Annotated in this window: 19 protein-coding genes and 3 tRNA genes; 11 read left to right on the plus strand and 11 right to left on the minus strand. The window is 72.0% G+C overall.

All coding sequences use genetic code 11. The features are described 5' to 3' along the window. Positions 1–30: 30 nt before the first annotated feature. Genes V2J63_RS14525 through V2J63_RS14545 form a run of 5 tightly spaced genes read right to left on the minus strand, consistent with a single transcriptional unit; the run spans position 31 to position 4,207 of the window. On the minus strand, positions 31–804 hold the full coding sequence (locus tag V2J63_RS14525; protein ID WP_331231706.1) for an ABC transporter permease: 774 nt from the start codon (positions 802–804) through the stop codon (positions 31–33). Continuing rightward, positions 801–1,526, minus strand: coding sequence for an ABC transporter ATP-binding protein (locus V2J63_RS14530; protein ID WP_331231707.1), 726 nt, complete (start codon positions 1,524–1,526; stop codon positions 801–803). Before V2J63_RS14530 ends, V2J63_RS14525 begins: the two co-directional genes overlap by 4 nt. Further along, positions 1,523–2,104, minus strand: a complete 582-nt coding sequence (locus tag V2J63_RS14535; RefSeq protein ID WP_331231708.1) for a TetR/AcrR family transcriptional regulator — start codon at positions 2,102–2,104, stop codon at positions 1,523–1,525. The genes V2J63_RS14530 and V2J63_RS14535 overlap by 4 nt, the downstream gene beginning before the upstream one ends. Before the next feature lie 43 nt (positions 2,105–2,147). Continuing rightward, positions 2,148–2,996 (minus strand): aminotransferase class IV, encoded by an 849-nt coding sequence (locus tag V2J63_RS14540; protein ID WP_331231709.1) that lies wholly within the window; start codon positions 2,994–2,996, stop codon positions 2,148–2,150. Further along, positions 2,993–4,207, minus strand: a complete 1,215-nt coding sequence (locus V2J63_RS14545) for a chorismate-binding protein (protein ID WP_331231710.1) — start codon at positions 4,205–4,207, stop codon at positions 2,993–2,995. Before V2J63_RS14545 ends, V2J63_RS14540 begins: the two co-directional genes overlap by 4 nt. Before the next feature lie 95 nt (positions 4,208–4,302). On the opposite strand from V2J63_RS14545, the gene V2J63_RS14550 reads away from it, so the two are divergent. From V2J63_RS14550 to V2J63_RS14580, 7 genes are all read left to right on the plus strand, one after another. After that, a tRNA-Gly gene (locus V2J63_RS14550) sits at positions 4,303–4,374 on the plus strand. Between the two features lie 36 nt (positions 4,375–4,410). Then, positions 4,411–4,481, plus strand: a tRNA-Cys gene (locus V2J63_RS14555). A 23-nt stretch (positions 4,482–4,504) separates the two neighbouring features. Next, positions 4,505–4,579 (plus strand) — tRNA-Val (locus V2J63_RS14560). 341 nt (positions 4,580–4,920) lie between these two features. After that, positions 4,921–6,186 (plus strand): ABC transporter substrate-binding protein, encoded by a 1,266-nt coding sequence (locus V2J63_RS14565; RefSeq protein WP_331231711.1) that lies wholly within the window; start codon positions 4,921–4,923, stop codon positions 6,184–6,186. After that, positions 6,183–7,106, plus strand: coding sequence for a carbohydrate ABC transporter permease (locus V2J63_RS14570; protein ID WP_331231712.1), 924 nt, complete (start codon positions 6,183–6,185; stop codon positions 7,104–7,106). The genes V2J63_RS14565 and V2J63_RS14570 overlap by 4 nt, the downstream gene beginning before the upstream one ends. A 62-nt stretch (positions 7,107–7,168) precedes the next feature. After that, complete coding sequence (locus V2J63_RS14575; RefSeq protein ID WP_331231713.1) at positions 7,169–7,984, plus strand: carbohydrate ABC transporter permease; 816 nt, start codon at positions 7,169–7,171, stop codon at positions 7,982–7,984. Between the two features lie 55 nt (positions 7,985–8,039). Then, the gene (locus V2J63_RS14580; protein ID WP_331231714.1) at positions 8,040–10,211 is read left to right on the plus strand and encodes an alpha-galactosidase; all 2,172 of its coding nucleotides are present in this window, start codon (positions 8,040–8,042) and stop codon (positions 10,209–10,211) included. Positions 10,212–10,420: 209 nt separating this feature from the next. Here V2J63_RS14580 and V2J63_RS14585 read toward each other — a convergent pair whose 3' ends face one another. From V2J63_RS14585 to V2J63_RS14600, 4 genes are read right to left on the minus strand one after another with little or no spacing between them, the layout of a single operon-like run. Next, positions 10,421–11,164 carry an ABC transporter permease gene (locus V2J63_RS14585; RefSeq protein ID WP_331231715.1) on the minus strand — a complete coding sequence of 248 codons (744 nt, stop codon included), beginning with the start codon at positions 11,162–11,164 and terminating at the stop codon, positions 10,421–10,423. Next, positions 11,161–12,111 (minus strand): ABC transporter ATP-binding protein, encoded by a 951-nt coding sequence (locus V2J63_RS14590; RefSeq protein ID WP_331231716.1) that lies wholly within the window; start codon positions 12,109–12,111, stop codon positions 11,161–11,163. Before V2J63_RS14590 ends, V2J63_RS14585 begins: the two co-directional genes overlap by 4 nt. After that, positions 12,108–13,016: an ABC transporter permease gene (locus tag V2J63_RS14595; protein WP_331231717.1), complete on the minus strand. Its 909-nt coding sequence runs from the start codon at positions 13,014–13,016 to the stop codon at positions 12,108–12,110. Before V2J63_RS14595 ends, V2J63_RS14590 begins: the two co-directional genes overlap by 4 nt. Beyond that, a complete protein-coding gene (locus V2J63_RS14600; RefSeq protein ID WP_331231718.1) occupies positions 13,000–13,920 on the minus strand; it encodes an ABC transporter ATP-binding protein in 921 nt (306 codons plus the stop codon). The genes V2J63_RS14595 and V2J63_RS14600 overlap by 17 nt, the downstream gene beginning before the upstream one ends. A gap of 235 nt (positions 13,921–14,155) precedes the next feature. Here V2J63_RS14600 and V2J63_RS14605 point away from each other — a divergent pair, with 235 nt between their 5' ends. After that, entirely contained in the window at positions 14,156–15,133 is a 978-nt protein-coding gene (locus tag V2J63_RS14605) for an epimerase (RefSeq protein ID WP_331231719.1), read from the plus strand. 51 nt (positions 15,134–15,184) lie between these two features. Here the strand turns inward: V2J63_RS14605 and V2J63_RS14610 are convergent, their stop codons facing one another. Both V2J63_RS14610 and V2J63_RS14615 read right to left on the minus strand, forming a co-directional pair. Beyond that, entirely contained in the window at positions 15,185–15,610 is a 426-nt protein-coding gene (locus tag V2J63_RS14610; RefSeq protein ID WP_331231720.1) for a hypothetical protein, read from the minus strand. Positions 15,611–15,830: 220 nt separating this feature from the next. Then, entirely contained in the window at positions 15,831–16,475 is a 645-nt protein-coding gene (locus V2J63_RS14615; protein ID WP_331231721.1) for a GNAT family N-acetyltransferase, read from the minus strand. 125 nt (positions 16,476–16,600) lie between these two features. Between V2J63_RS14615 and glgX the strand changes: the two genes are divergently transcribed. From glgX to treZ, 3 genes are read left to right on the plus strand one after another with little or no spacing between them, the layout of a single operon-like run. Beyond that, entirely contained in the window at positions 16,601–18,721 is a 2,121-nt protein-coding gene (gene glgX, locus V2J63_RS14620) for a glycogen debranching protein GlgX (protein WP_331231722.1), read from the plus strand. Next, the gene (gene treY, locus V2J63_RS14625) at positions 18,718–21,243 is read left to right on the plus strand and encodes a malto-oligosyltrehalose synthase (RefSeq protein ID WP_331231723.1); all 2,526 of its coding nucleotides are present in this window, start codon (positions 18,718–18,720) and stop codon (positions 21,241–21,243) included. Before glgX ends, treY begins: the two co-directional genes overlap by 4 nt. Then, positions 21,240–23,075, plus strand: coding sequence for a malto-oligosyltrehalose trehalohydrolase (gene treZ, locus V2J63_RS14630; RefSeq protein WP_331231724.1), 1,836 nt, complete (start codon positions 21,240–21,242; stop codon positions 23,073–23,075). The genes treY and treZ overlap by 4 nt, the downstream gene beginning before the upstream one ends. Positions 23,076–23,134: the final 59 nt, after the last annotated feature.

Genomic DNA, 23,134 nt, shown 5'->3' on the forward strand with positions numbered 1-23,134 from the left:
GCACCACCGATGGTGCGCGTGAACCGCCGCTCACAGCGCCAGACGCCGCCAGGCCAGCACCGTCATGGCGCCGGCGACGAGCGTTACGGGCACGGCGAGGGTGAGCTGCACGGCCGCCACGCCGTCGGCCCCCGCCACGTCGGCCGCCCAGACGCCGGGGGCGGCGAAAGGGAACCAGCCGCCAAGGCCGACCATGACGGCGACCTGCGCGACGACGACGACCGCCACCGCCGCCCCGACGGCGGCGAGGTACCCGCGGGCGAGCGTCGCCACGAGGGCGCACGGGGTCGCCAGGAGCGCCGTGAGCACCGTGACGACCACGAGCTTGAACGCCGGCCCCGCTGCGGCGGTCGACCTGAGGCTCGCGTCGCCCGCAAGGGCGAGGAGGCCACCGACGGCGAGCACGCCCGTCAGCACGAGGCCCGCGACCCCTAGCGCCCAGCCGAGGTAGACGGTGAGCTTCGCGGCCGCGACGGCACTCAGCGGGACAGGCCGGGCGAAGAGGGCGGCCACGGTGCCGTCGGTGAACTCCCGCCCGAACAGCCACCCCGCCATGACGCCGAAACCGAGGAGGCCGCCGACTGCCATGACCTGGCTCGCGAGCCCGAGCAGCCCCGTCCACCCCTGTCCGCCGCCGAGCAGCTCGGCCTTGGCGGCGAGCACACCGTCACCGCCGATGCTGGCGAACGAGGCGCCGGAGACCGCCGCGACACCGAGGACGAGGAGGGCGGTCGTGACGCCGCCCACGGGCGAGCGCCGCACCTTCATCCACTCCACGACCAGCGCGGCCCGGTACGCGCTCACCGCGCACCCTCGACGTCGGCGTAGACCAGCTCGAAGAAGCGTCGCTCGATGTCGGCCGCGTCCGGGGCGAGCGTGCCGATCACCCGCCCCGCATTGAGGACGCTGATCTGGTCGGCGATACGGGCGACCTCGTCGAGGTGGTGGCTCGAGACCAGCACGGCCGCGCCGGCTCGCACCCGCTCGAGGATGGCGTTGCGCACGACGACGACACCGGCGGGGTCGAGGCCGTTGGTCGGCTCGTCGAGGACGATGACTGACGGGTCCGCGACGAGCGCCCCCGCCAGCCCGACCCGCTGCCGGTTGCCCAGGGAGAGCGTGCGCGCCCGGCGCTCCCACCACGGGGTGAGGACGAGCTCCTCGGCGACCCGGCGCGCCGCCGCTCGCGCCTCGGCCTCGCCGAGGCCCGAGAGCCGACCGGCCGCCCACAGGTTCTGCGCCACCGTCAGCTCGGCATAGGCCAACGGTGCCTCGACGAGGCAGCCCACACCGTCCCAGTCCCGCGGCCGCATCGCCTGGACGCACCGGCCCCGGACGCGGCCCTCCCCCGCCGTCGGTCGCGTCATCCCGAGCAGGACCCGCATGAGCGTGGACTTCCCGGCGCCGTTGAGGCCGACGACGGCGTGGGTCTGACCCGGCAGCACCACGAGGTCGATCCCGACGAGGGCCGGTACGCCCGGGTAGTGCTTGGTGACGCCCCGCAGCTCGAGCACGGGACCGCTCATGATGGGGGCACCGCCTCACCGGCGCCCGGGGCGGCGCCCGGAGAGAGCTGTGCCAGCGCGCTCACGAGGAGGTCACCGAGGTCCCGCTCACCCGTACGGCCCCACTCGAGCAGCGACGCGACGACGGCGCCGAGGCACGCACCCGCGGCCACCTGCGCCTCGTGCCGCGTCGCCCCCGTCGCGACGAGCGCCTCGGCCATGACCGTCTGCGTCCGCTCGTTGTTCTCCCACATCTTCCCCCGCAGCGCGGGGCTCGCGGCGATGACCCGCACGCGCCGCCGCGTGTCGCCCCGCTCGTCGGCAGGAAGCTCGGACAGCGCCGCCAGCAGCCCACGGCAGGCCCGGTCGAGCGGGGAGAGGTCCGACGGCTGCGCGGCGACGGCCTGTCCGACGAGGGGGTCGTAGGGGTCGTCCATGACGGCGCCGCTCTTCGTGGAGAAGTGGCGGAAGAACGTCATGGCGGTGACGCCGGCCGCGGAGGCGATCTGCTCGACCGTCGTGGCCTCGTACCCCTGGTGCTCGAACAGGTCGAGGGCCGCCGACTGCAGCGCCGCTCGCGTCTCTCCCCGTCGTGCCACGCGCCCAGTGTTAGTGACTAACACCCAGCCGTCAAGGGCTCGGTCACGGGTCGAGGTCGCCGGCCCGACGGCGGCTGAACACCTCGCTCATGGCGGTCGCGAGCGGTCCCGGGGCGAGGTCGCGGCCGTCGACGGCGCCCACGGGCAGCACGCCGCGCAGGCTCGACGTGATGGCGACGTGCTCGGCGTCGTGGAGCGCCGACAGGGGCAGGGTCTCCTCGCTCACGGGGATGCCCTCGGCGCGCGCCCACTCGAGGACGAGCTCGCGGGTGACACCGGCGAGGCAGCCCGAGCTCAGCGGCGGGGTGCGCAGGACACCGCCGGACTCGACGAAGACGTTCGACGCGGCCCCCTCGCACAGCTCCCCGCGGGAGTTGGCGAGGATCGCCTCGGTGCCTCCGCGCTCGCGGGCGTGGGCGAGGGCGAGGACGTTCTCCCCGTACGACGTCGACTTGATGCCGACGAGCGGGGAGCGCTCGTTGCGCACCCAGGGCACGACGACGACGCGGGCCGGGGGCGCGCCGGTCACGGTGACGGGCGGCGCCGGTGAGGCGGTGACGAGGAGCGTCGGTCCGCCGTCGCCGCGCGCTGAGCCCATGGGACCCGGTCCGGCCGTCCACGTGATCCTCAGGCGTCCGTCGACGCGGCCGAGGGCCGCGACGACCTCCCCGACCGCGCCGCGGACGACGCCCTCGTCGGGGACCGGCAGGCCCATCCCGGCGGCAGAGCGGGCGAGCCGGTCGAGGTGGCGGGTGAGGGCGAAGGGCGTCCCGTCGACGACGGCGCACGTCTCGAAGATGCCGTCGCCCACCGTCACGCCGCGGTCGAGGGCGGACAGGAGCGGGGTGTCGGCACCGTGGAGGGCGCCGTCGTGCCACACGAGCGTCGTCATGACCCGAGCCTGGCACGGAAGGGCGCCGGCGCGTGCGCCGGTCGCGCTTCTCCGGCCCGAGCGCCGGAGCCGGGGACCGGCGAGCCGGAGGCGAGACCAACGAGACGACGCGCCTTGAGCTCGGTCTCCTCCCACTCCTCCTCCGGGTCGCTCCCCCACGTGATGCCGGCGCCGGTGCCGAAACGGAGGGCTGCGGGGCCGGCAGCGGAGTCCGGCGTCCACCAGAACGTGCGGATGGCGACGGCGAGCTCGGCGCGCCCCGCGTCCGCGTCGATCCAGCCGACGGCACCGCAGTACGGGCCGCGGGCGACCGGCTCGAGCGCGGAGATGAGCCGGAGCGCGCTCGACTTCGGCGCACCGGAGACCGAGCCCGGCGGGTGGGCCGCGGCGAGGAGGCCGGACCAGAGCCGCGCCGGGTCGTCCTCGAGGAGGCGCCCGCGTACACGTGAGACGAGGTGGACGAGGCCGGGGTGGTGCTCGACCGCGAGGAGGTCGAGCACCTCGACGCTCCCTGGGACGCACACCTGCTGGAGGTCGTTGCGCACGAGGTCGGTGATCATGACGTTCTCCGCACGGTCCTTCTCGGCGAGGTCAGCCGCCGTGCGGCCGGTGCCCTTGATCGGTCCGGACGTGACGAACCCGTCGGCGACGGAGAGGGACAGCTCGGGCGAGGCGGTCACGACCCACGCCGGGGGGTGCCCGCTGGCGGCCGGGACGTGGACGTAGCCGGCGTAGGGCGCCGGGTTGCCCGCCGCGAGGACAGCGGCGAGGGCGGCGGCGTCAGGCTCGGCGTCGGTGGCGGGCAGCGGCGCGGAGAGCACGCGGCAGATGTTCGCCTGGTAGACCTCTCCCTCCCGGATCGCTGCCCGCGTGACCCGCACCGCCGACGTGTACGCGGCACGGTCCATCGACGTCGTCCACGCCTCGGGGCGGGGGCCGGACCACGGAGGCAGCGGTGCGGAGGCGTCGCGGGTGCCGGTGGGCCGGCCGGGCGCGCCCGGTGCCGGGTCGCGCTCGACCTCGGCGAAGCGCCAGGCGCGCGCCGGACCGTCGAAGTCGGCGACCACGGCCCACCACCCACCGGCCCTCAGCACAGCCGGGTCCCGGCAAAGATCCACGCTCTGGACGGCCCCGCGGGCCCGGACACCCGGGAACTGGGCGGCCGAACCCGCGGGATCGTGCGGGTCCCGGGCCACTGTTGTCGAGGTCACACTGCCACGCTAGCCCCACGAGTTGGACTCTCGCCGTTCCCCTCGGCTAGAGTTTCGGACGCACCGCCAAGAGCGAAAGCGAAGGGCGAATGCATGCGGACGTGGCTCAGTGGTAGAGCATCACCTTGCCAAGGTGAGGGTCGCGGGTTCGAATCCCGTCGTCCGCTCGGAGGCACCACCACCCGGTGGGCATCCAGTCTCAGGGTGGCGTGGCCGAGAGGCGAGGCAGCGGCCTGCAAAGCCGTATACACGGGTTCGAATCCCGTCGCCACCTCGGTTTGTGTATGTGTTTGGCTTGGGCGATTGGCGCAGCGGTAGCGCGCTTCCCTGACACGGAAGAGGTCACTGGTTCGATCCCAGTATCGCCCACCAGAGAAGTAGCAGGTCGAAAGGGCCGTCCGGAGAGATCCGGGCGGCCCTTCTGCTTGTCCGGAGCCCTCGTACGCAACGCGTACCCCAACGGCGCACGGAATCCTTCGCTGCGAACGGCGGAGCTCGCGACGTGCGGGACTGCCCACGTGCGAGGGTGAACGGCAGCCCTCGATCGTGGCAGCAGCCGGTGCGATGACCCCCTCGGGCCCGACGTGCGAACGGTGTGACGCACGTCACACTTTGGCGTGCGGGCGACGGCCCGAGGGGCTAGCGTTGCGACCGCTGAGAACGCCTCGGCAATGGGCATCGCGGAACACGCCACGGACTCCAGGAGGTCGTCGATGCGCAGGCCGGTCCGGGTTGTCGGCGTCGCCTCACTGGCGATCTCGCTCGCCGCACTGGCTGCCTGCGCCGGCGCCGGCGCTGACGGACCGACAGAGATCGTCTTCTTCCAGTTCAAGCCCGAGGCCGTGGACTTCTTCAACGACATCGCGGACCGGTTCGAGACCGAGAACCCCGACATCCGCGTGACCGTGGACAACGTGCCGAGCCCCGAGACCGCGTTGCGGATCCGGCTGGTCAAGGAGGATCCCCCCGACGTCCTCACCTTCAATGCCAACGCCACGTTCGGGGAGTTCGCGTCGGCCGGGATCTTCCACGACTTCTCCGGCAGTCCCCTTCTCGAGGACGTCCAGCCCGTGTACGTCGAGGTCATCCAGGAGCTCGGCGAGAGCGAACCCGGAGCGGTCGACGGGATCCCGTTCGCCGCCAACGCCTCGGGCGTCCTGTACAACGTGGAGATGTTCGAGGAGCACGGCCGGGAGGTTCCGGCCACATGGTCCGAGCTCACCGAGACCGCGGAGTACTTCGAGTCCCAAGGCATCACGCCGTTCTACGCGATGCTCGCCGACGCCTGGACGGCGCAGTCACCGTTGGCGCCGCTCACAGCGCAGACGCAGCCGGAGGACTTCTTCGAGGCGCGGTTCGCCGGTGAGGCGACCTTCCGAGAAGGCTGGCTGGAGGCCATCGAGAAGCTGGGGACCCTGTTCGAGTACACGCAGCCGGATCCGGCGGCGTTCGGATACCAGGAGGGAACCCGGGCCTTCGCGGATGGCGAGTCCGCGATGCTCCTGCTGGGCAGCTATGCCGTCCCCCAGATCCGCTCCTTCGAGCCGGGCTTCACGGTTGGTTCCTTCGCGTTCCCCGCCACGGACGACCCCGCGCAGACGACGCTCGTCTCCGGCGTCGACGTCGTCCTGGCCGCCTCGGCGACCACCCCGCACCAGCAGGAGGTGGAACGCTTCCTGGCTTACCTCCTCCGGCCGGAAGTCGTGCAGGAGTACGCCGAGCAGCAGGTGGCCATACCCGTCCTCGAGGGCCTCGCGAACGAGGACCCCGCGCTCGAGGGGGTGCGGGACTACATCGAGGAGGAACGTATCGTGGGCTTCACGGACCACCAGTTCATTCCGGCCATCCCGCTCGGCCCGCTGCTGCAGCAGTACCTGCTCGATCGGAACGCCGAGGCGTTCGTCGACGGCCTCGACAGCAACTGGGACCGGGTAGCGCAGCGGCGCACCTGGGGCGTAGGGGCGGTGGAAGGCTCATGAGCGGCACGAGCGCTGCTGAGCGATCCGGCGCACGGAAGGGCGCCCGGCGGGAGACGAAGCGGGGTCTGGACCGCGCCTACTACTGGATGGTGCTGCCGGCGTTCGTCCTGTTCTTCGTCCTGCACACCGTCCCGGTGCTCCAGGGCATCTTCTACAGCTTCACCGACTCCCCCGGCTACGGCACGTGGGACTTCGTGGGGTTCTCCAACTACGTCGCCCTCTTCTCCGACCCGCGAGTCGTTGCCGCCTACCTCTTCACCTTTCAGTTCGCAATCGTCACGACAATCCTCGTCAACGTGATCGGCCTGGCGATCGCCCTCGGCCTCAACGCGCGCATCAAGCTCAAGAACACGCTGCGAGGGGTGTACTTCATCCCCTACGTCTTGGCCCTGCTCGTCATCGGTTACGTGTTCTCATACATGTTCAACCTCTCCCTGCCGGCCGTCGCGCAGGCGCTGGGCATCGAATGGTTGAGTACGTCCATCCTCGCCGACCCGAGCCTCGCCTGGATCGGCATCGTCGTCATGACGGTCTGGCAGGGCGTGGCATTCACCATCATCATCTACCTCGCCGGCCTGCAGACCGTACCCACTGAGCTCTACGAGGCCGCCTCCATCGACGGCGCGAGCCGGTGGCGGCAGTTCTGGAGCATCACGATGCCGATGATCTGGGGCTTCTTCACCATCAACCTGGTCCTGGCACTGAAGAACTTCCTCCAGGTCTTCGATCAGATCATCGCGATGACGGGCGGCGGTCCGGGTACCTCGACCGAGTCCATCGGCGTGCTCATCTACCGCGGGGGCTTCGAGGGCGGGGAGTTCGGCTACCAGCTCGCCAACGCGGTGATCTTCATGATCGTCATCGTCGCGTTCGCGTTCTTCCAGCTCCGCGTGCTGCGCCGTGAGGAGGTGTCGGCCTGATGTCCGGAGCCAACGCAGTGACCATGCCACCACCGCTGGCGCCGCGCCGCCGCCGACCCCGAATGAGCGGGACGGGCTGGTGGCTGACGGCGCTGCTGTGCGTGCTGGCCCTCACCGTCCTCATCCCGCTGTACTTCACCGTGGTGACGGCCCTGAAGACACCGGACCAGCTAGGTGGCACCGGCTTCGCGCTACCCACGGAGTGGGCCTGGGGCAATTTCGCCGAGGCGTGGCGCACCATCGGCTTCCCCGCCCGGGCGCTCAACACCGCGCTCATCACGGTGGGAGCCGTGGTCCTCACTCTGCTGACGAACTCCATGGTCGCCTTCGCGATCGCCCGGCAGATGCACCGGCGGCTGTTCAAGGCGCTCTTCTACTACTTCATCGCGGCACTGTTCATCCCCTTCCCCGTCCTCATGCTCCCCGCCGCGAAGCAAGCCGCCATCCTCGGGCTGGACAACCAGGCCGGGCTCATCCTGCTCTACACCGTCTACGGGCTGTCCTTCAACGTCTTCCTCTACACCGCCTACATCCGGTCGATCCCGGCCGAGCTGGAGGAGGCCGCGCGCATGGACGGGGCGAGCACGTGGGGCGTGTTCTGGAAGGTGATCTTCCCGCTCCTCGCCCCGATCAACGCGACGGTGGGCATCCTCACGTGCGTGTGGGCGTGGAACGACTTCCTCTTGCCGCTCGTCATCATCTCCGATCCCGACGGCGCGACGATCCAGCTCGCCCAGTACGTCTTCCAGGGGCAGTTCTCCGCCGACTACACGCTCGCCTTCGCGTCCTACCTCATGGCGATGGCGCCGCTGCTCGTCGTCTACGTCTTCGCCCAGCGCTGGGTGATCTCCGGAGTCACCCGGGGTGCCATCAAGTGACGACCGCAGCGTGGCACCAGGAGCGACGCCGGGCATCACCCGGAAGACTGGGGCCATGACCGTCGAGCCATCGCCGTCCGCCGCCGCCCCGCAGGTACATCACCTGCGCTCCGGGGGAACCTCCCTCGTGCTCGTGGCGGCTGGGAGCGCGCTGCCTCAGGTCCTGCACTGGGGCGACGACCTCGGCGACGTCGGCCCCGACGTCCTCCACGAGCTCGCGCGGGTCAGCGAGCCCCCGCTCGTCTCCGGGCAGGCCGACATCGTCGTCCCGCTCGCCCTGGTGCCGGAGCACTCCTCGGGCTGGCTCGGCACCCCGGGCCTCGTCGGTCACCGCCAGGGTCGTGACTTCTCGACGGCCTTCGCCGTCACCTCCCTCGACGTCACGGACGGGGAAGGCGACGCCCTCGTCGCGCACCGCGTGCGGGTCACCGCGACGGACGCCGCCGCCGGGCTCGGCCTGCGACTCCTCCTCGAGCTCCTGCGTCCCGGCCTTCTGCGGATGCGCGCCGAGCTGACGAATACCGGGCAGGACGTCTTCGACCTCGCCGCCCTCGACCTCGCCCTCCCGGTGCCGGCACAGGCCACGGAGATCCTCGACCTGACTGGCCGTCACCTGCGCGAACGCGCACAGCAGCGTCACGCCTTCACCCTCGGCACCCACCTGCGCGAGTCGCGTCGAGCCCGCGGCCACGACGCCAGCCTCGTCCTCGCGGCCGGCGAGCGCGGGTTCGGCTGGCGGCGCGGGCGCATGCACGCCGTGCACGTCGCGTGGTCCGGCAACACCCGCACCTACGCCGAGCGCACGAACCTCGGCACCTCCCTCCTCGCCGGCGGCGAGCTCCTGCTTCCGGGCGAGGTGCGCCTCGCGGAGGGCGAGACCTACCAGAGTCCCTGGCTCTACGCCTCTCACGGCGACGGCCTGGACGAGATGTCCGGGCGCTTCCACCGCTTCCTGCGGTCACGCCCCGAGCACCCGGCCGCGCCCCGTCCGGTCCTCCTCAACGTGTGGGAAGCGGTGTACTTCGACCATGACGTCGAGCGGCTGAAAGCGCTGGCCGATCTCGCAGCTGCGGCGGGTGTAGAGCGCTACGTCCTGGACGACGGGTGGTTCGGCTCCCGCCGCGACGACACGTCCGGCCTCGGGGACTGGATCGTCTCACCCGATGTCTGGCCGCACGGCCTGGGACCGCTCGTCGACCACGTCCACGCCCTCGGCATGCAATTCGGGTTGTGGTTCGAACCGGAGATGGTCAACGTCGACTCCGAGCTGTACCGGGCGCACCCGGAGTGGATCTTCTCTGCGGGCGGTCGGGTCCCCGTCCCGGCCCGTAACCAGCAGGTCCTCGACCTCGCGCAACCGGGAGCGTACGCCCACGTCCGCGACCAGATGCTCAGAGTCCTGGACGAGTACCACATCGACTACGTCAAGTGGGACTACAACCGCGACCTCATCGAACCTGCCTCGCAGGCCACCGGCCGCGCCGGCGTCCATGAGCAGACCATTGCGGTCTACCGGCTGATCGACGAGATCAGAGCCGCGCACCCCCACCTGGAGATCGAGTCGTGCGCCGGTGGCGGTGGCCGGGCGGACCTGGGCATCCTCGCGCGCACCGACCGCGTGTGGGCATCCGACTGCATCGACCCGCTGGAGCGTCAGTTCATCGAGGCCGGTACCAGCCTCCTCCTGCCGCCCGAGCTCGTCGGCTCGCACATCGCATCCCCGGTCAACCACAGCACCGGCCGCGCACACAGCCTCGACTTCCGCGCCGGCACCGCGTTCTTCTCCCACCTCGGCATCGAGTGGGACATCACCACGGCCACGACCGAGGAGCTCGGCCGCCTCACCGAGTGGGTCGCCGCCCACAAGCGGCACCGAGACCTGTTGCACACCGGCACCGTCGTTCACGGAGACCACGCCGACCCAGCGCTGTGGGTCCATGGCGTCGTCGCCGCGGACGGCAGCGAAGCGATCTTCGCCATCGTCGAGATCCGCACGCCCGTCGCTGCTCCGCTCGGGCGGGTCACCCTCCCCGGGCTGGACGCCGCGGCGACCTACCGGGTCACGCCGCTCGCCCCGGCCGACGCGGTCACTGGCCGCACCGGGCACGCCCCGCCGCCATGGTGGCCCGTAGCCACGCTGACCGGCAAGGTGCTCGGCACGGTCGGGCTCCACGCTCCCGTGGTCAACCCTGAGCAATCGGTTCTGCTTCATCTCAGCCGCCTCTGAGCTGACTCAAGGCCGTCTTCGACATCCTCGGCCACTCGTCTTCACCATCGCGGCGGACAACCGCGGGCACGTCACAATCCTGTGGCGTCGCTCGCCAGCGCCAGTGCCCGCCGAGAAGGGAGACGAGGAACGCCCAGGAGCGCACACCGACGCCCTCCTTCCGTCCGGCCTCGCTGGACCGCACGGCGCACGACCGATCACGGGCGCGCTCAGCCCTCTTCGCTCAGGCGGATCGTCCGCAGCCGCCGCGACGCGTACCAGGTGCCGCCGACGGTGACGAGCAGGAGCAGGACGACCGCGACGGGAAGGCTCACCGCCGAGTCGATCCCGAGCGCCTCGGCGTCGGCCCCGACGACCGTCTCCGTGATCGCGAGCGACCACTGCTGGACGCTCAGCGCCTGCGCGCCCGGCACGACCTGCCCGATGAGCGACTCCCAGATGAGCGCGTAGAGCAGGCCGATGACGACGGCGTTGCGGCTCACCACCGCGAGCAGGAGGAAGACAGCGCAGTACGCGATGCCGGCCACGAGGCTGCCGGTGCCGTAACCGAGGGCGACGTCCCCGAGCTCGCCGGTGAGGATGACCCCGCCGACGACGACCGGGACTGCGCCGAAGAGCGTGACGATGCCGAGGGCGACGGCCAGCTTGGTCACGACGATCGTCGACCGACGCAACGGCTTGGCCAGCAGGTAGACGATCGAGCCGTCGTCGATCTCCGGACCGATCGAGCCCGTCCCCGCGATGAGGGCGAGCAGCGGCATGAGCACGGCGAGGCCGAACCCGTTGAGCAGCTCGACGGCGAGGGCGTCGGCGCCCCCACCGTCGTCAGCGCCGGCGAGGACCCGGGCGAACACGCAGATGAGGAGGAGTGCGAGGGGAAGGAGAAGGAGGAGGAGAGCGCGGCGGCGGCCGAGGATGGCGCGGGCCGTGAGTCGCGCGACCGTGGCGTTCATCGGGCCACCAGGTAGGAGAAGACGCTCTCGAGGGACTCGTCCGCCGGGCGCACCTCGTAGAGCCGGATCCCGTTCGCCGCCGCCACCCGCGGCAGCGCGTGGACGAAGGCGGCGAAGTCGGTGGCCTGCACGTGCACGCCGCCGGCCCGCTCGATCCCCACGGCGCTGACCCGCTCACCGCCGGCGACGATCTCGACGGCGGACGTGCTGGGCTGGGCGATGACCGCAGCGGCCAGCGCCCGGTCGTCGCTGGAGCGGATCGTGTACTGGTGCGGTCGCCTCGTCATGAGCCGGCGGATCTCCCGGAAGTCGCCCGAGGCGGCGTGACGCCCGGCCACCATGACCTCGATGCGCCCGGCGATCTGCTCCACCTCCTCGAGGATGTGCGAGCTGAAGAGGATCGTCCGCCCCTCGCCGCCGAGCCGGTCGAGCAGCTCCATGAGCTGGAGGCGCTGGCGGGGGTCCATGCCGTTGAACGGCTCGTCGAGCAGGAGCACCGAGGGGTCGTGGACCAGCGCCGTCGCCATCTTGATGCGCTGGCGCATGCCCTTGGAGTAGGTGCGGATGGCGCGGTCCTGGGCGTCGGCCATCTGCACGGTGGCGATCGCGTGGCGGGCGGCGGCCTCCGGGTCGGGGAGCCGGTGCAGCTTCGCGTTGGCGAGCACGAAGTCCCACCCGGAGAGGTTGTCGTACATGTCCTCGCGCTCGGGCACGAGACCGAGGTCGCGATAGATGTCCTCGTTGCGCCACACCTCGCGCTCGTCGAGCGTGACCGTGCCGGCGGACGGGGAGAGGAAGCCGGCCATCATGTGGATGAGCGTCGACTTGCCGGCGCCGTTCGGGCCGAGCAGGCCGGTCACGCCGGCCCCGATGTGCATCGTCACGTCGTTGACGGCGACGACGTTCCCGAACCAGCGGGAGACCTGCTCCAGTCTCAGCGTGCTCATGACGTCGGCACCCTCCGGTAGCGGGCGAGCAGGCCGGCGTAGCAGCCGACGACGAGCAGCACCGCCACCACGAGGAACACGAGCGCCCCCGCGGTCCCTGGCGGCTCCGCGACGGCGCTCCCCGCGCCGAGGACTCCGCTGAGGACCCCGTCCACGAGCGAGGACGGCGAGATGAGGCCCGAGTAGCCGGCCAGCGTCGTGCTGCCCAGCTCGTCCGCGACGGCCCACACGGCGACCTGGACGCCCGACAGGACGAGGAGCACCGCGATGACGGCCGCGACCCCGAGGCCCCGCCGGGGGGTGAGGGCCGCGATGAGCAGGCCGATGCTGCCCAGGACGAGCGCGTACACCAGGGCGCCGAGCAGCCCGAGCAGGAAGTCGGGCGCGTGCTCGGAGAACGGGAGCTCGGCGAGCAGCGCGCCGGCGAAGAGGATGACGAGAGGCAGGGCCATGAGGAGGAAGAGCGCCGCCGTCATCGCCGCGAGCTTCGCCTGCACGTACTGCTGGCGCTGCAACGGCCGGGCGAAGTAGAGCGGGACCACCCGGTACCGCAGGTCGCGCGAGACGAGCACCGGGGCCTGCGCGGCGAGGTAGATCGAGACCACGGTCTGGAGGTTGAAGAGGTACTCCGTGTAGCCGAGCGGAAGGTCGCCAGCACCGAGCACCGCCGTCACGACGACCATGATGACCGCGGGCAGGCACATCGCGCCGAGGAGCAGGACCGGCATGATCTTGGAGCGCGCGGACCGGCCGAGCCCGTAGGCGGCGCGCAGGCTGTCGACGAACATCGACCGCTGCACGTAGCGGGTCCCGAGGCGGGGCCCGTCGTAGTGCCGGTACCCGATGTCGTGGATGACGCCGGAAGGTCCGCCGCCGGCCGCCTGCGGCTCAGGTCCCGTCGGCATGGCTGCCCCCTGCGGTCGCGAAGAGCTCGGACATGCGGTGCCGCCGGCGCTCGATCCGCACGAGCCCGAGGTCGAGCCCAGCTACGCCGTCGCGGATGACGTCATAGAGCGCGTCGTCGTGCACCTGGACCTCGAGCTGGCGCCCCTGCGCCAGGCTGGGGAAGCCCCGCTGCTCCAGCAGGGCGGCGAGCGGCGCCACGTCGCCGTCGACCTCGACGAGCAGCGCGGCGGTCTCGGTCGTCATGTCCACGGTGCTGGAGTGCCGCAGCAGGCGCCCGCCGTCGACGACGACGACGCTGTCGCAGACCCGCTCCAGCTCACCGAGCAGGTGGGACGTCACGAGGACCGAGATGCCGAACTCGGCGCCGATGCGGTGGATGAGGCCGAGCATGTCGTCGCGGCCGGCGGGGTCGAGGCCGTTGGTCGGCTCGTCGAGCATGACGAGCTCCGGGTCGTGGACGAGGGCCTGCGCGAGCTTGACGCGTTGCCGCATGCCGGTGGAGTAGCCGCCCATCGGGCGGTACCGCTCCTCGTAGAGCCCGACGTGGCGCAGGGTGTCCGCGCTGCGCTCCCGGGCTGCCGTGGTGGGCAGGCCCGACATACGCGCCATGTGCACGGTGAACTCGGTCGCGGACACGTCCGGCGGCAGGCAGTCGTGCTCGGGCATGTAGCCGACGCGCTCGCGGATGGCGGAGCCCTCGGTGGCGACGTCGAGGCCCAGCAGGTGGGCGCTGCCGGACGTGGGAGGCACGAGGCCGAGCAGCATCTTGAGGAGCGTCGACTTGCCGGCGCCGTTCGCGCCGACGAGGCCGACGACGCCGGGAGCCACGTCGACCGTCAGGTCCTCCACCGCGGTGACCGCGCCGAAGCGCTTGGTCAGCGCCCGGGTGCTGATGAGCGTCACGGCCGCACCAGGCCAGGAGCGTGCCGCTGCGGCGGCCTGGCACGGCGCCGGAGTCGCGAGCCGGGGGTCATGTGGCCCTCTCGGGGAGTGAGCTGTGCGTGATGTGGCTCACAGTAGACCTCAGCCGGCCCCGGAGGGAGCGTCGGCACGGAGCGTCGGCACGGGGCATCGGCGGCCGGACGCGTACCGGTCGGCACGCGATCGACCGGCGTCGGGGAGCCCCTAGGCTCACGGGATGAAGATCGTCATCCCGGGCGGCACGGGTCAGGTCGGCGGAATCCTGCGACGGGCGCTCGTGGCGCGCGGGGACGAGGTCACCGTCCTCAGCCGGCGCCCGGAGCGGCTCGAGCCGGGCGTCCGGCACGTGCGCTGGGACGGGCGGACGCTGGGCGCCTGGGCCAGCGAGGTCGACGGCGCGGATGCCGTCGTCAACCTCGCCGGCAAGTCCGTCAGCTGCCGCTACACCGACGCCAACCTGCGCCAGATGATGGCCTCCCGCGTCGACTCCACCCGTGCCGTGGGCGATGCCATCGCCCACGCGGCTCGCCCACCGCGGGCGTGGCTCCAGATGAGCACGGCGACGATCTACGCCGACGCGCGCAGCCGGGACGACGGCCAGCCGCACGACGAGTGGTCCGGGACCATCGGCGGCGAGGAGCCGGACGTCCCGCTCTACTGGGAGTACAGCGTCCGTATCGCACGCCGGTGGGAGCAGGCGCAGGCGGACGCGGACGTCCCGAGCACCCGCCGCGTCGCCCTGCGCACGGCGATGGTCATGACGCCCGACCGTGGTGGGGTCTTCGACTACCTCTCGTGGATGGCCCGCCTCGGGCTGGGCGGGCCCGTCGCCGGCGGGACGCAGTACGTCTCGTGGATCCACGGCGAGGACTTCGTCCGCGCCGTCGAGCTGCTCCTCGACCGGGACGACCTCGACGGACCGTTCATCCTCGCCGCCCCCGAGCCGGTCCAGCAACGCGACCACATGCGCTCGCTCCGGCGCGCGTGGGGTCAGCCGCTCGGCCTGCCCGCGACCCGGCCCATGGCCGAGGTCGGTGCGCTCGCCCTGCGCACCGACACCGAGCTCCTCCTCAAGAGCCGCCGGGTCGTGCCCGGCCGGCTGCTCGACGCCGGACTCACGTTCGCGCACCCGACGTGGGAGGGAGCGGCCGTGGACCTCGTCGCGCAGGTCCGGGCCTCCCGGCGCCGGCGGTAGAGGCGGCAGGGGCGAGCGCCGTCGGCCGGCTCGACGGCAGGGGCGACGGGCTCAGTCAGCCGGCGGGAACAGGTAGTCCCGCAGCTCCCCACGGGAGACGCCGAGGCGGACGACGTCGTCGGTGACGCTCTCCACCTGGCCGGCGGCCGCGTACACCGCACCGACGGGACCGTCGATCTGGACGAACCCCGCGCCGGACGGCGCGTCGCCGGCGCGCTGCGGCTGGACGGGACCCGGCTGTCCCGCGCCGGGCTGGGCGGGGACCGGCTCCCCGGCAGGCGTCTGACCCGGCCCGACGGGTCCGGGCGGCGGCGCCGGGACGGCGTCCTCGACGGGTCCGGGCGGCGGCGCGTCGGGCTCGGCCGAGTGGACGCGCACGACCTCTCCGAGCGGCTCACCGTCCCGGTCGACGACCGTCATCCCCACGCGGATCTCGCCGAGGTCCACCCCGCCGCCTGATCCAGCCTCGACGCTCATCGCCACTCCCTGGCTCGCGGCCCGGCACGACCGCCGGGCTCGTCCCGGCGGCGCCCCTGCCTTCAGGGCCATGACACCACCACACGCGCCCGGAGGCATGCCGGACGGGCCTCGCCGTGGCAGGCACCTCGCTCCGACCGGCTCAGCCGCGTCCCACCGGTCACGGCACCGTGCCACCTCGCCCCCACCCAGCCAGCGGCCGGCGCCGGACGCCACGGTCTCAGGTCCCTGCCTCGAGGCTGAGCTCGTACGCCTCCCCCACCCGCTCGAACCCGATCTTCGGGTAGTACGGCTCGACCGTTCCCGGTGCCGTCACGACCCGCCGGTAGCCCTTGCGCCGCAGGATCCCGCTCCGGCGGAAGACGAACTCCCCCGGGGTGAAGTCCCGGTGCCGCTCGGTGACGTAGTCGAGCTCGATCTGGGCGACCCCCTCCCCGGCGTCCCGCAGGAGGACGTACCCCACCGTCTCGTCGCCCGCGACCACGAGGTAGGCCTCCGCCCCGTCCGGCACCCCGTGGAAGTCCGGGTGGAAGCGGGCGATGTCGGTGCGGTGCACCTCGAGCATGTGCCGCAGGTACGCGCTGTCGGGCGAGATCTCGATGACGTCGTACGCCGCGTCGGAGTGCCGCCCGCGCAGCAGACGGGAGAGGTTCGTCACCTGGACGACGGCGAGGACGACGTTGAGGGCGACGACGGGCCACACCCCGAGCACCCCGTTGTAGGCGATCTGGATGACGCAGCCGATGAGGTTGTACACCCTCAGCCGCAGGATCCGCTGCTGCATCATCGACCAGACCACAACGGCCGAGCCGATCCAGCCGACCGCCTCGAGCGCTACCTGCATCCCTGGGCTCAGGTCCAGCATCGTCGCCTCCGCCTCGTCACCGCCCGCACACCACCGGATCCCCGCGATCCTAGGCAAACCCAGTCCCGTCCGGGCCGGGTCTGCATGCAGCGCGAAGTTGACGAACCAATGAGAACCTATGGCTCATGCAGAAATGGCCTGGACGTCCCTACCCGCTGGGTGCCACCTTCGACGGCACCGGCACCAACTTCGCCCTCTTCTCGAGCGTGGCCGAGAAGGTAGAGCTGTGCCTGCTCGACGACGACGGCACCGAGACGCGCGTCAACCTCACCGAGGTGGACGGTCACGTGTGGCACGCGTTCATCCCCGGGGTCCAGCCGGGCCTGCGCTACGGCTACCGCGTGCACGGGCCCTTCGACCCGGCGCAGGGCCTGCGGTGCGACCCGAGCAAGCTGCTCCTCGACCCGTACGCCAAGGCGATCGACGGGCAGATCGACGGGCACCCCTCCCTGTACTCGTACCAGTTCGAGGACCCCTCGCAGCGCAACGAGGAGGACTCGGCGCCGCACACGATGACGTCCGTCGTCATCAACCCCTTCTTCGACTGGGGCCACGACCGTCCGCCGGACCGCGAGTACCACGACAGCGTGATCTACGAGGCACACGTCAAGGGCCTGACCCAGCTCCACCCCGACGTCCCGGACGAGTTCCGCGGCACGTACGCGGGCATCGCCGACCCGGCGATCATCGAGCACCTCACGCAGCTCGGCGTGACCGCCATCGAGCTCATGCCCGTGCACCAGTTCGTCAACGACCCCCACCTGCAGGAGAAGGGTCTGAGCAACTACTGGGGCTACAACACGATCGGCTTCTTCGCCCCGCACAACGGCTACACCGCGTACGGCACGCGCGGTCAGCAGGTGCAGGAGTTCAAGCAGATGGTCAAGGCGCTGCACGAGGCCAACATCGAGGTCATCCTCGACGTCGTCTACAACCACACCGCCGAGGGCAACCACATGGGCCCGACGCTGTCCTTCCGCGGCATCGACAACGCCTCGTACTACCGTCTCGTCGAGGACGACCAGGCCCACTACTTCGACACGACCGGCACGGGCAACTCGCTGCTCATGCGCTCCCCGCACACGCTGCAGATGATCATGGACTCGCTGCGGTACTGGGTGGAGGAGATGCACGTCGACGGTTTCCGGTTCGACCTCGCCTCCACGCTCGCGCGTGAGCTCCACGAGGTGGACCGCCTCTCGGCGTTCTTCGACATCATCCAGCAGGACCCGGTCATCTCCCAGGTCAAGCTCATCGCCGAGCCGTGGGACCTCGGCGAGGGCGGCTACCAGGTGGGCGGGTTCCCGCCCCTGTGGACCGAGTGGAACGGCAACTACCGCGACACGGTCCGTGACTACTGGCGCGGCGAGCCCTCGACGCTCGCCGAGTTCGCGAGCCGCATCACCGGCTCCTCGGACCTGTACGAGCACTCCGGCCGCCGCCCGGTCGCCTCGATCAACTTCGTCACCGCCCATGACGGCTTCACCCTGCGTGATCTCGTCTCGTACAACGAGAAGCACAACGAGGCCAACGGGGAGAACAACAACGACGGGGAGTCCCACAACCGTTCGTGGAACTGCGGCGTCGAGGGACCGACGGACGACCCGGAGATCCGCGCCCTGCGCACCCGTCAGCAGCGCAACTTCCTCGCCACGCTGCTCTTCTCCCAGGGCGTGCCGATGATCGCCCACGGTGACGAGCTCGGCCGCACCCAGCAGGGCAACAACAACGTCTACTGCCAGGACGACGAGCTCGCGTGGGTGGACTGGGACCTCGACGACGAGCGCGCCGAGCTGCTCGAGTTCACGCGGACGATGGTGCGCCTGCGCGCCGAGCACCCCGTGTTCCGCCGACGCCGTTTCTTCGCGGGCACCTCGCACCACGGCGGGGAGTCCGAGGTCGGCGAGATCGCCTGGTTCGCCCCGGGCGGGGAGCACATGCGCGACGAGGAGTGGAACAGCTCCTTCGCCCGCTCGGTCATGGTCTTCCTCAACGGCAAGGCCATCCCCGAGCCCGACGTGCGCGGCAACTCCATCCTCGACGACTCCTTCCTCGTGCTCCTCAACGCCGACAAGGAACCGATCGAGTTCACCCTCCCGGGCGAGCACTACGCGCCGAGCTGGCGCGCGGTCCTCGACACGGACCACACGACCGCCCCCGGCGACGAGTACGCCCCCGGTGCCACCGTGACGGTGACGGGCCGCAGCGTCGTCTTCCTCCTCTCCCCCCTGGAGGACGATCAGTGAGCAGCCCCCGCCCCGACCACGGATCCGCGGCCGGAGCGCACCTGCCCGCGCCCGGACGTCGGCTGCCCGTGACGACGTACCGCCTCCAGCTGGGCCCGGACCTGACGTTCGCCCAGGCCGAGGCCGCCGTCCCCTACCTCGTCGACCTCGGGGTCACCGACCTCTACCTCTCCCCCATCCTCCAGGCCGCGCCGGGCTCCACCCACGGTTACGACGTCGTCGACCACGACCGGATCTCCGACGTCATGGGGGGCCGCGACGGATTCGAGCGCCTGAGCGAGGCCGCGCACGCGGCCGGGCTGGGCGTCGTCGTCGACGTCGTCCCCAACCACATGGCCGTGCCGACCCCCGCGTGGCACAACCGCGCCCTCTGGTCGGTCCTCAAGCACGGACCCGCCTCGCCGTACGCGCAGTGGTTCGACGTCGAGCTCGAGTCCGAGCAGGGGTCGCTCCTCATGCCCGTCCTCGGCAAGCGCATCGGCGCGGTGCTCGCGGCCGAGGAGCTCGTGCTCGACCGTGCCGTCGTGCCCTCGGAGCCGGAGGCGGGCGAGCAGCCGGTCCTGCGCTACTACGAGCACGTCTTCCCCGTGCGTCCCGAGACCGAGCACCTGCCGCTCGCCGAGCTCGTCGAGCGGCAGTTCTACCGGCTGTCCTACTGGCGGGTCGCGGACGAGGAGCTCAACTACCGCCGGTTCTTCGACGTCGGGACCCTCGCCGGCCTGCGCATCGAGGACCCCGACGTGTTCGACGCCTCGCACGCCCTCCTGCTCGAGCTCATGCGCTCGGGGCACATCGACGGCCTGCGCATCGACCACCCGGACGGCCTGGCTGACCCGCGCGGGTACTTCCAGCGCCTGGCCGAGGCGACCGGCGGGGCGTGGATCGTCGCGGAGAAGATCCTCGAGGGCCACGAGGAGCTGCCCGCGGACTGGCCCGTCGCCGGCACCACCGGCTACGACGCCGCCTGGCGCATCCAGGCCCTCCTCACCGACCCGGCCGGCGCCGTCGGCCTCGGCTCGCTCATGCAGCAGCTGACCGGCGACGCGCCCGGGGACCTCCCGGCGCTCGTCGAGGAGTCCAAGCGCCAGATCGTCTCGACGTCCCTCTACGCGGAGGTGCACCGCCTCACGACCATCCTGTCCGAGCTGTGCGAGGGGGACGTGCGCCTGCGCGACCACACGTTCCGTTCGCTGCAGGACTGCGTCGTCGAGCTCGTCGTCGCCTTCGACCGGTACCGCGCGTACGTCGTCCCCGGCGAGCACCCGCCCGTCGCGAGCGAGCGCGCCGTCAACGAGGCGGCCGAGACCGCCCGGGCGCGCCTCGACCCGGACCGCCACGAGACCCTCGACCTCGTCGTCGACCTCGTCCTCGGCCGGGAGGTCGGCAGCGCCGGCCGTACCCGCGAGCAGCGGCGCGACGAGCTCGTCGTCCGGTTCCAGCAGGTCTGCGGAGCGGTCATGGCAAAGGGCGTGGAGGACACGGCGTACTACCGCTGGACGCACCTCGTCAGCTTGAGCGAGGTGGGCTCCGCCCCCGACCACTTCGGGATGAGCCCGGACGAGCTCCACGCGTGGGTCGCCGGGACGCTCGCGACGCACCCCGCCACGATGAGCGCCGGCTCGACCCACGACACGAAGCGGGGCGAGGACGTCCGCTCCCGCATCGGCGTCCTGTCCGAGCTGCCCGCCGAGTGGACGGCGCTCGTCGGCCACCTGCGCGAGGCGACCGAGGCCCTGCGGCCCGCGGACCTCGACGGCCGCACGGAGAACCTCCTGTGGCAGATCCTCGCCGGGACGTGGACCCCCGCCGGTCCCATCAGCGCCGACCGGCTCACCGAGTACCTCACCAAGGCGGTCCGGGAGCAGAAGTCCTGGACGACGTGGACGGACCCGGACACCGCCCGTGAGGAGGCGCTCATGGCCTACGCGACGGCACTGCTCACCCACGCCGACGTCGTCACGGCCTTCACCGAGTGGATGGCGCGCACCGAGCGCGCGGTTCGGGCCGCCGTCCTCGGCTCCAAGCTCGCCCAGCTCACGCTCATCGGCGTGGCGGACGTCTACCAGGGCAGCGAGATCACGCAGACCTCGCTCGTCGACCCGGACAACCGCCGCCCCGTCGACTTCGCCGAGCTCCACACCCGCCTCGCCCGGCTCGACGCGGGCGCCGGCCCGAGCGACCTCGACGAGGCCAAGCTGGCCCTGACCGCGGCCGCGCTGCGCCTGCGCCGCCGGCACCCCGAGGCGTTCGTCGGTGCCGAGGCACGCTACTCCCCGCTCCCGACGTCGACGGGCCACGCGCTGGCGTTCGCCCGCGCGGACGCCGGCGGCCCCCGCGCCGTCGTCGTCCTCACGCGGCTCGGGGCGGGTCTCGACGCGCTCGGCGGGTTCGGCGAGCACACCGTCGTCCTGCCCGAGGGGACGTGGCGCGACACCCTCACGGGCACGGTGCTCGCGGGAGGCACCCAGCACCTCGGCGACCTCCTCTCCCGCTACCCGGTCGCCCTCCTGGAGGCAGAGTGAACAACCCCGACACCGTCCCCGCGCACCGACCCAGCGAGCCGTTGCGCGTGTGGGCACCGTCGGCGGGCGCGGTCGAGCTCGACCTGACGACCGACGGCGTCCGCCTGCCCATGACCGCCGAGGAGGGGGGTTGGTGGACCGCGCCGCGCTCCGTCGGCGGCGGCACCGACTACGCCTTCCGGCTCGACGGCGGACCGGCCCTGCCGGATCCCCGCAGCCCGTGGCAGCCCGCGGGCGTCCACGGCCCGTCACGCGCCTTCGACGCCCACGAGTACTCCTGGTCGGACGCCGACTGGGGCGGGCGGTCGAGCCTCGGCGCCGTCATGTACGAGCTGCACATCGGGACGTTCACGCCCGAGGGCACCCTCGACGCCGCCATCGAGCGCCTCGACCATCTCGTCGACCTCGGGGTCGAGATGGTCGAGCTCATGCCGGTCGCCGCCTTCCCCGGTGCGCACGGCTGGGGCTACGACGGCGTCGCGCTCTACGCGGTCCACGAGGCGTACGGCGGGCCGGGCGCCCTCCAGCGCTTCGTCGACGCCGCGCACGGGCGTGGCCTCGCGGTGTGCCTCGACGTCGTCTACAACCACCTCGGTCCCTCCGGCAACTACCTCGGGGAGTTCGGCCCGTACTTCACGGACCGGCACGAGACGCCGTGGGGCGCCGCGGTCAACCTCGACGGCGCGGACGCCGGCCCGGTGCGGGCGTTCATCGTCGACAACGCGCTGCGCTGGCTGCGGGACTTCCACCTCGACGCCCTGCGGCTCGACGCCGTGCACGCGCTCATCGACGACTCCGAGCGCCACGTCCTCGCCGAGCTCGCCGACGCCGTCGCCGAGCTCGAGGCGCAGGCCGGCAGGCCGCTGTCCCTCATCGCGGAGTCCGACCTCAACGACGCCGTCATGGTCACCCCGACCGCCGAGGGCGGGCGCGGCATGACGGCGCAGTGGGACGACGACGTGCACCACGCGCTCCACGCCACGCTCACGGGCGAGCGGCACGGCTACTACGTCAGCTTCGGCTCGCCGCAGACGCTGCGCAAGGCGCTCACCGAGACGTTCGTCCACAACGGCGAGTACTCGGAGTTCCGCGGCCAGGAGTGGGGCGCGCCCGTCCCCGAGGACGTCGACACCCGACGGTTCGTCGTCTTCGCCTCGAACCACGACCAGGTGGGCAACCGTGCGCTGGGCGACCGGCCCACCCGGGTGCTCAGCCCCGGCCAGCTCGCGGTCTCCGCCGCGCTCGTCGTCCTGGGTCCGTACACGCCCATGCTGTTCATGGGTGAAGAGTGGGGCGCGCGCACGCCGTTCCAGTACTTCACCGACCACGCCGAGCCCGAGCTCGCGGAGGCCATCCGCGAGGGCCGCACGCGCGAGTTCGGCTCCCACGGGTGGGCCGAGCTCTACGGCGGCGAGGTCGAGGTGCCGGACCCCCAGGCGCCGAGCACCGTCGCCGAGAGCAGGCTCGACTGGTCAGAGCCCGAGCGGCCCGAGCACGCGCGGCTGCTCGCCTGGTACCGCGACCTCATCGCCCTGCGCCGCACGGACGCCGACGTGGCCTCCGGGGAGCGCGCCTCGACCGAGGTGGACGTCGCGGACGACGGGAGCCGGGTGGTCGTGCGGCGCGGCTCGGTCGCCGTCGTGTGCACGCTGACGGAGGAGGCCCAGGAGGTGCCGCTCGGTGCGGCGCCTGCCGGTAGCGGTGCCCACAGCGCGCCGAGCGCCGGCGGGGACGTCCTGCTCGCGTGGGAGCCGGCGGTCCTCACCGAGACCGACGGCGCCGTCTCGGTGTCGCTCCCGGGCCACTCGGTCGCGGTGGTCCGCCTGGCCTGACGCTGCACCCGCGGGGCGCGACGGTCGGTGACGGCCGCGCGCTTCGCAGGCCCGACGGT

Source organism: Georgenia wangjunii (assembly GCF_036421975.1).
GTDB lineage: Bacteria > Actinomycetota > Actinomycetes > Actinomycetales > Actinomycetaceae > Georgenia_A > Georgenia_A wangjunii.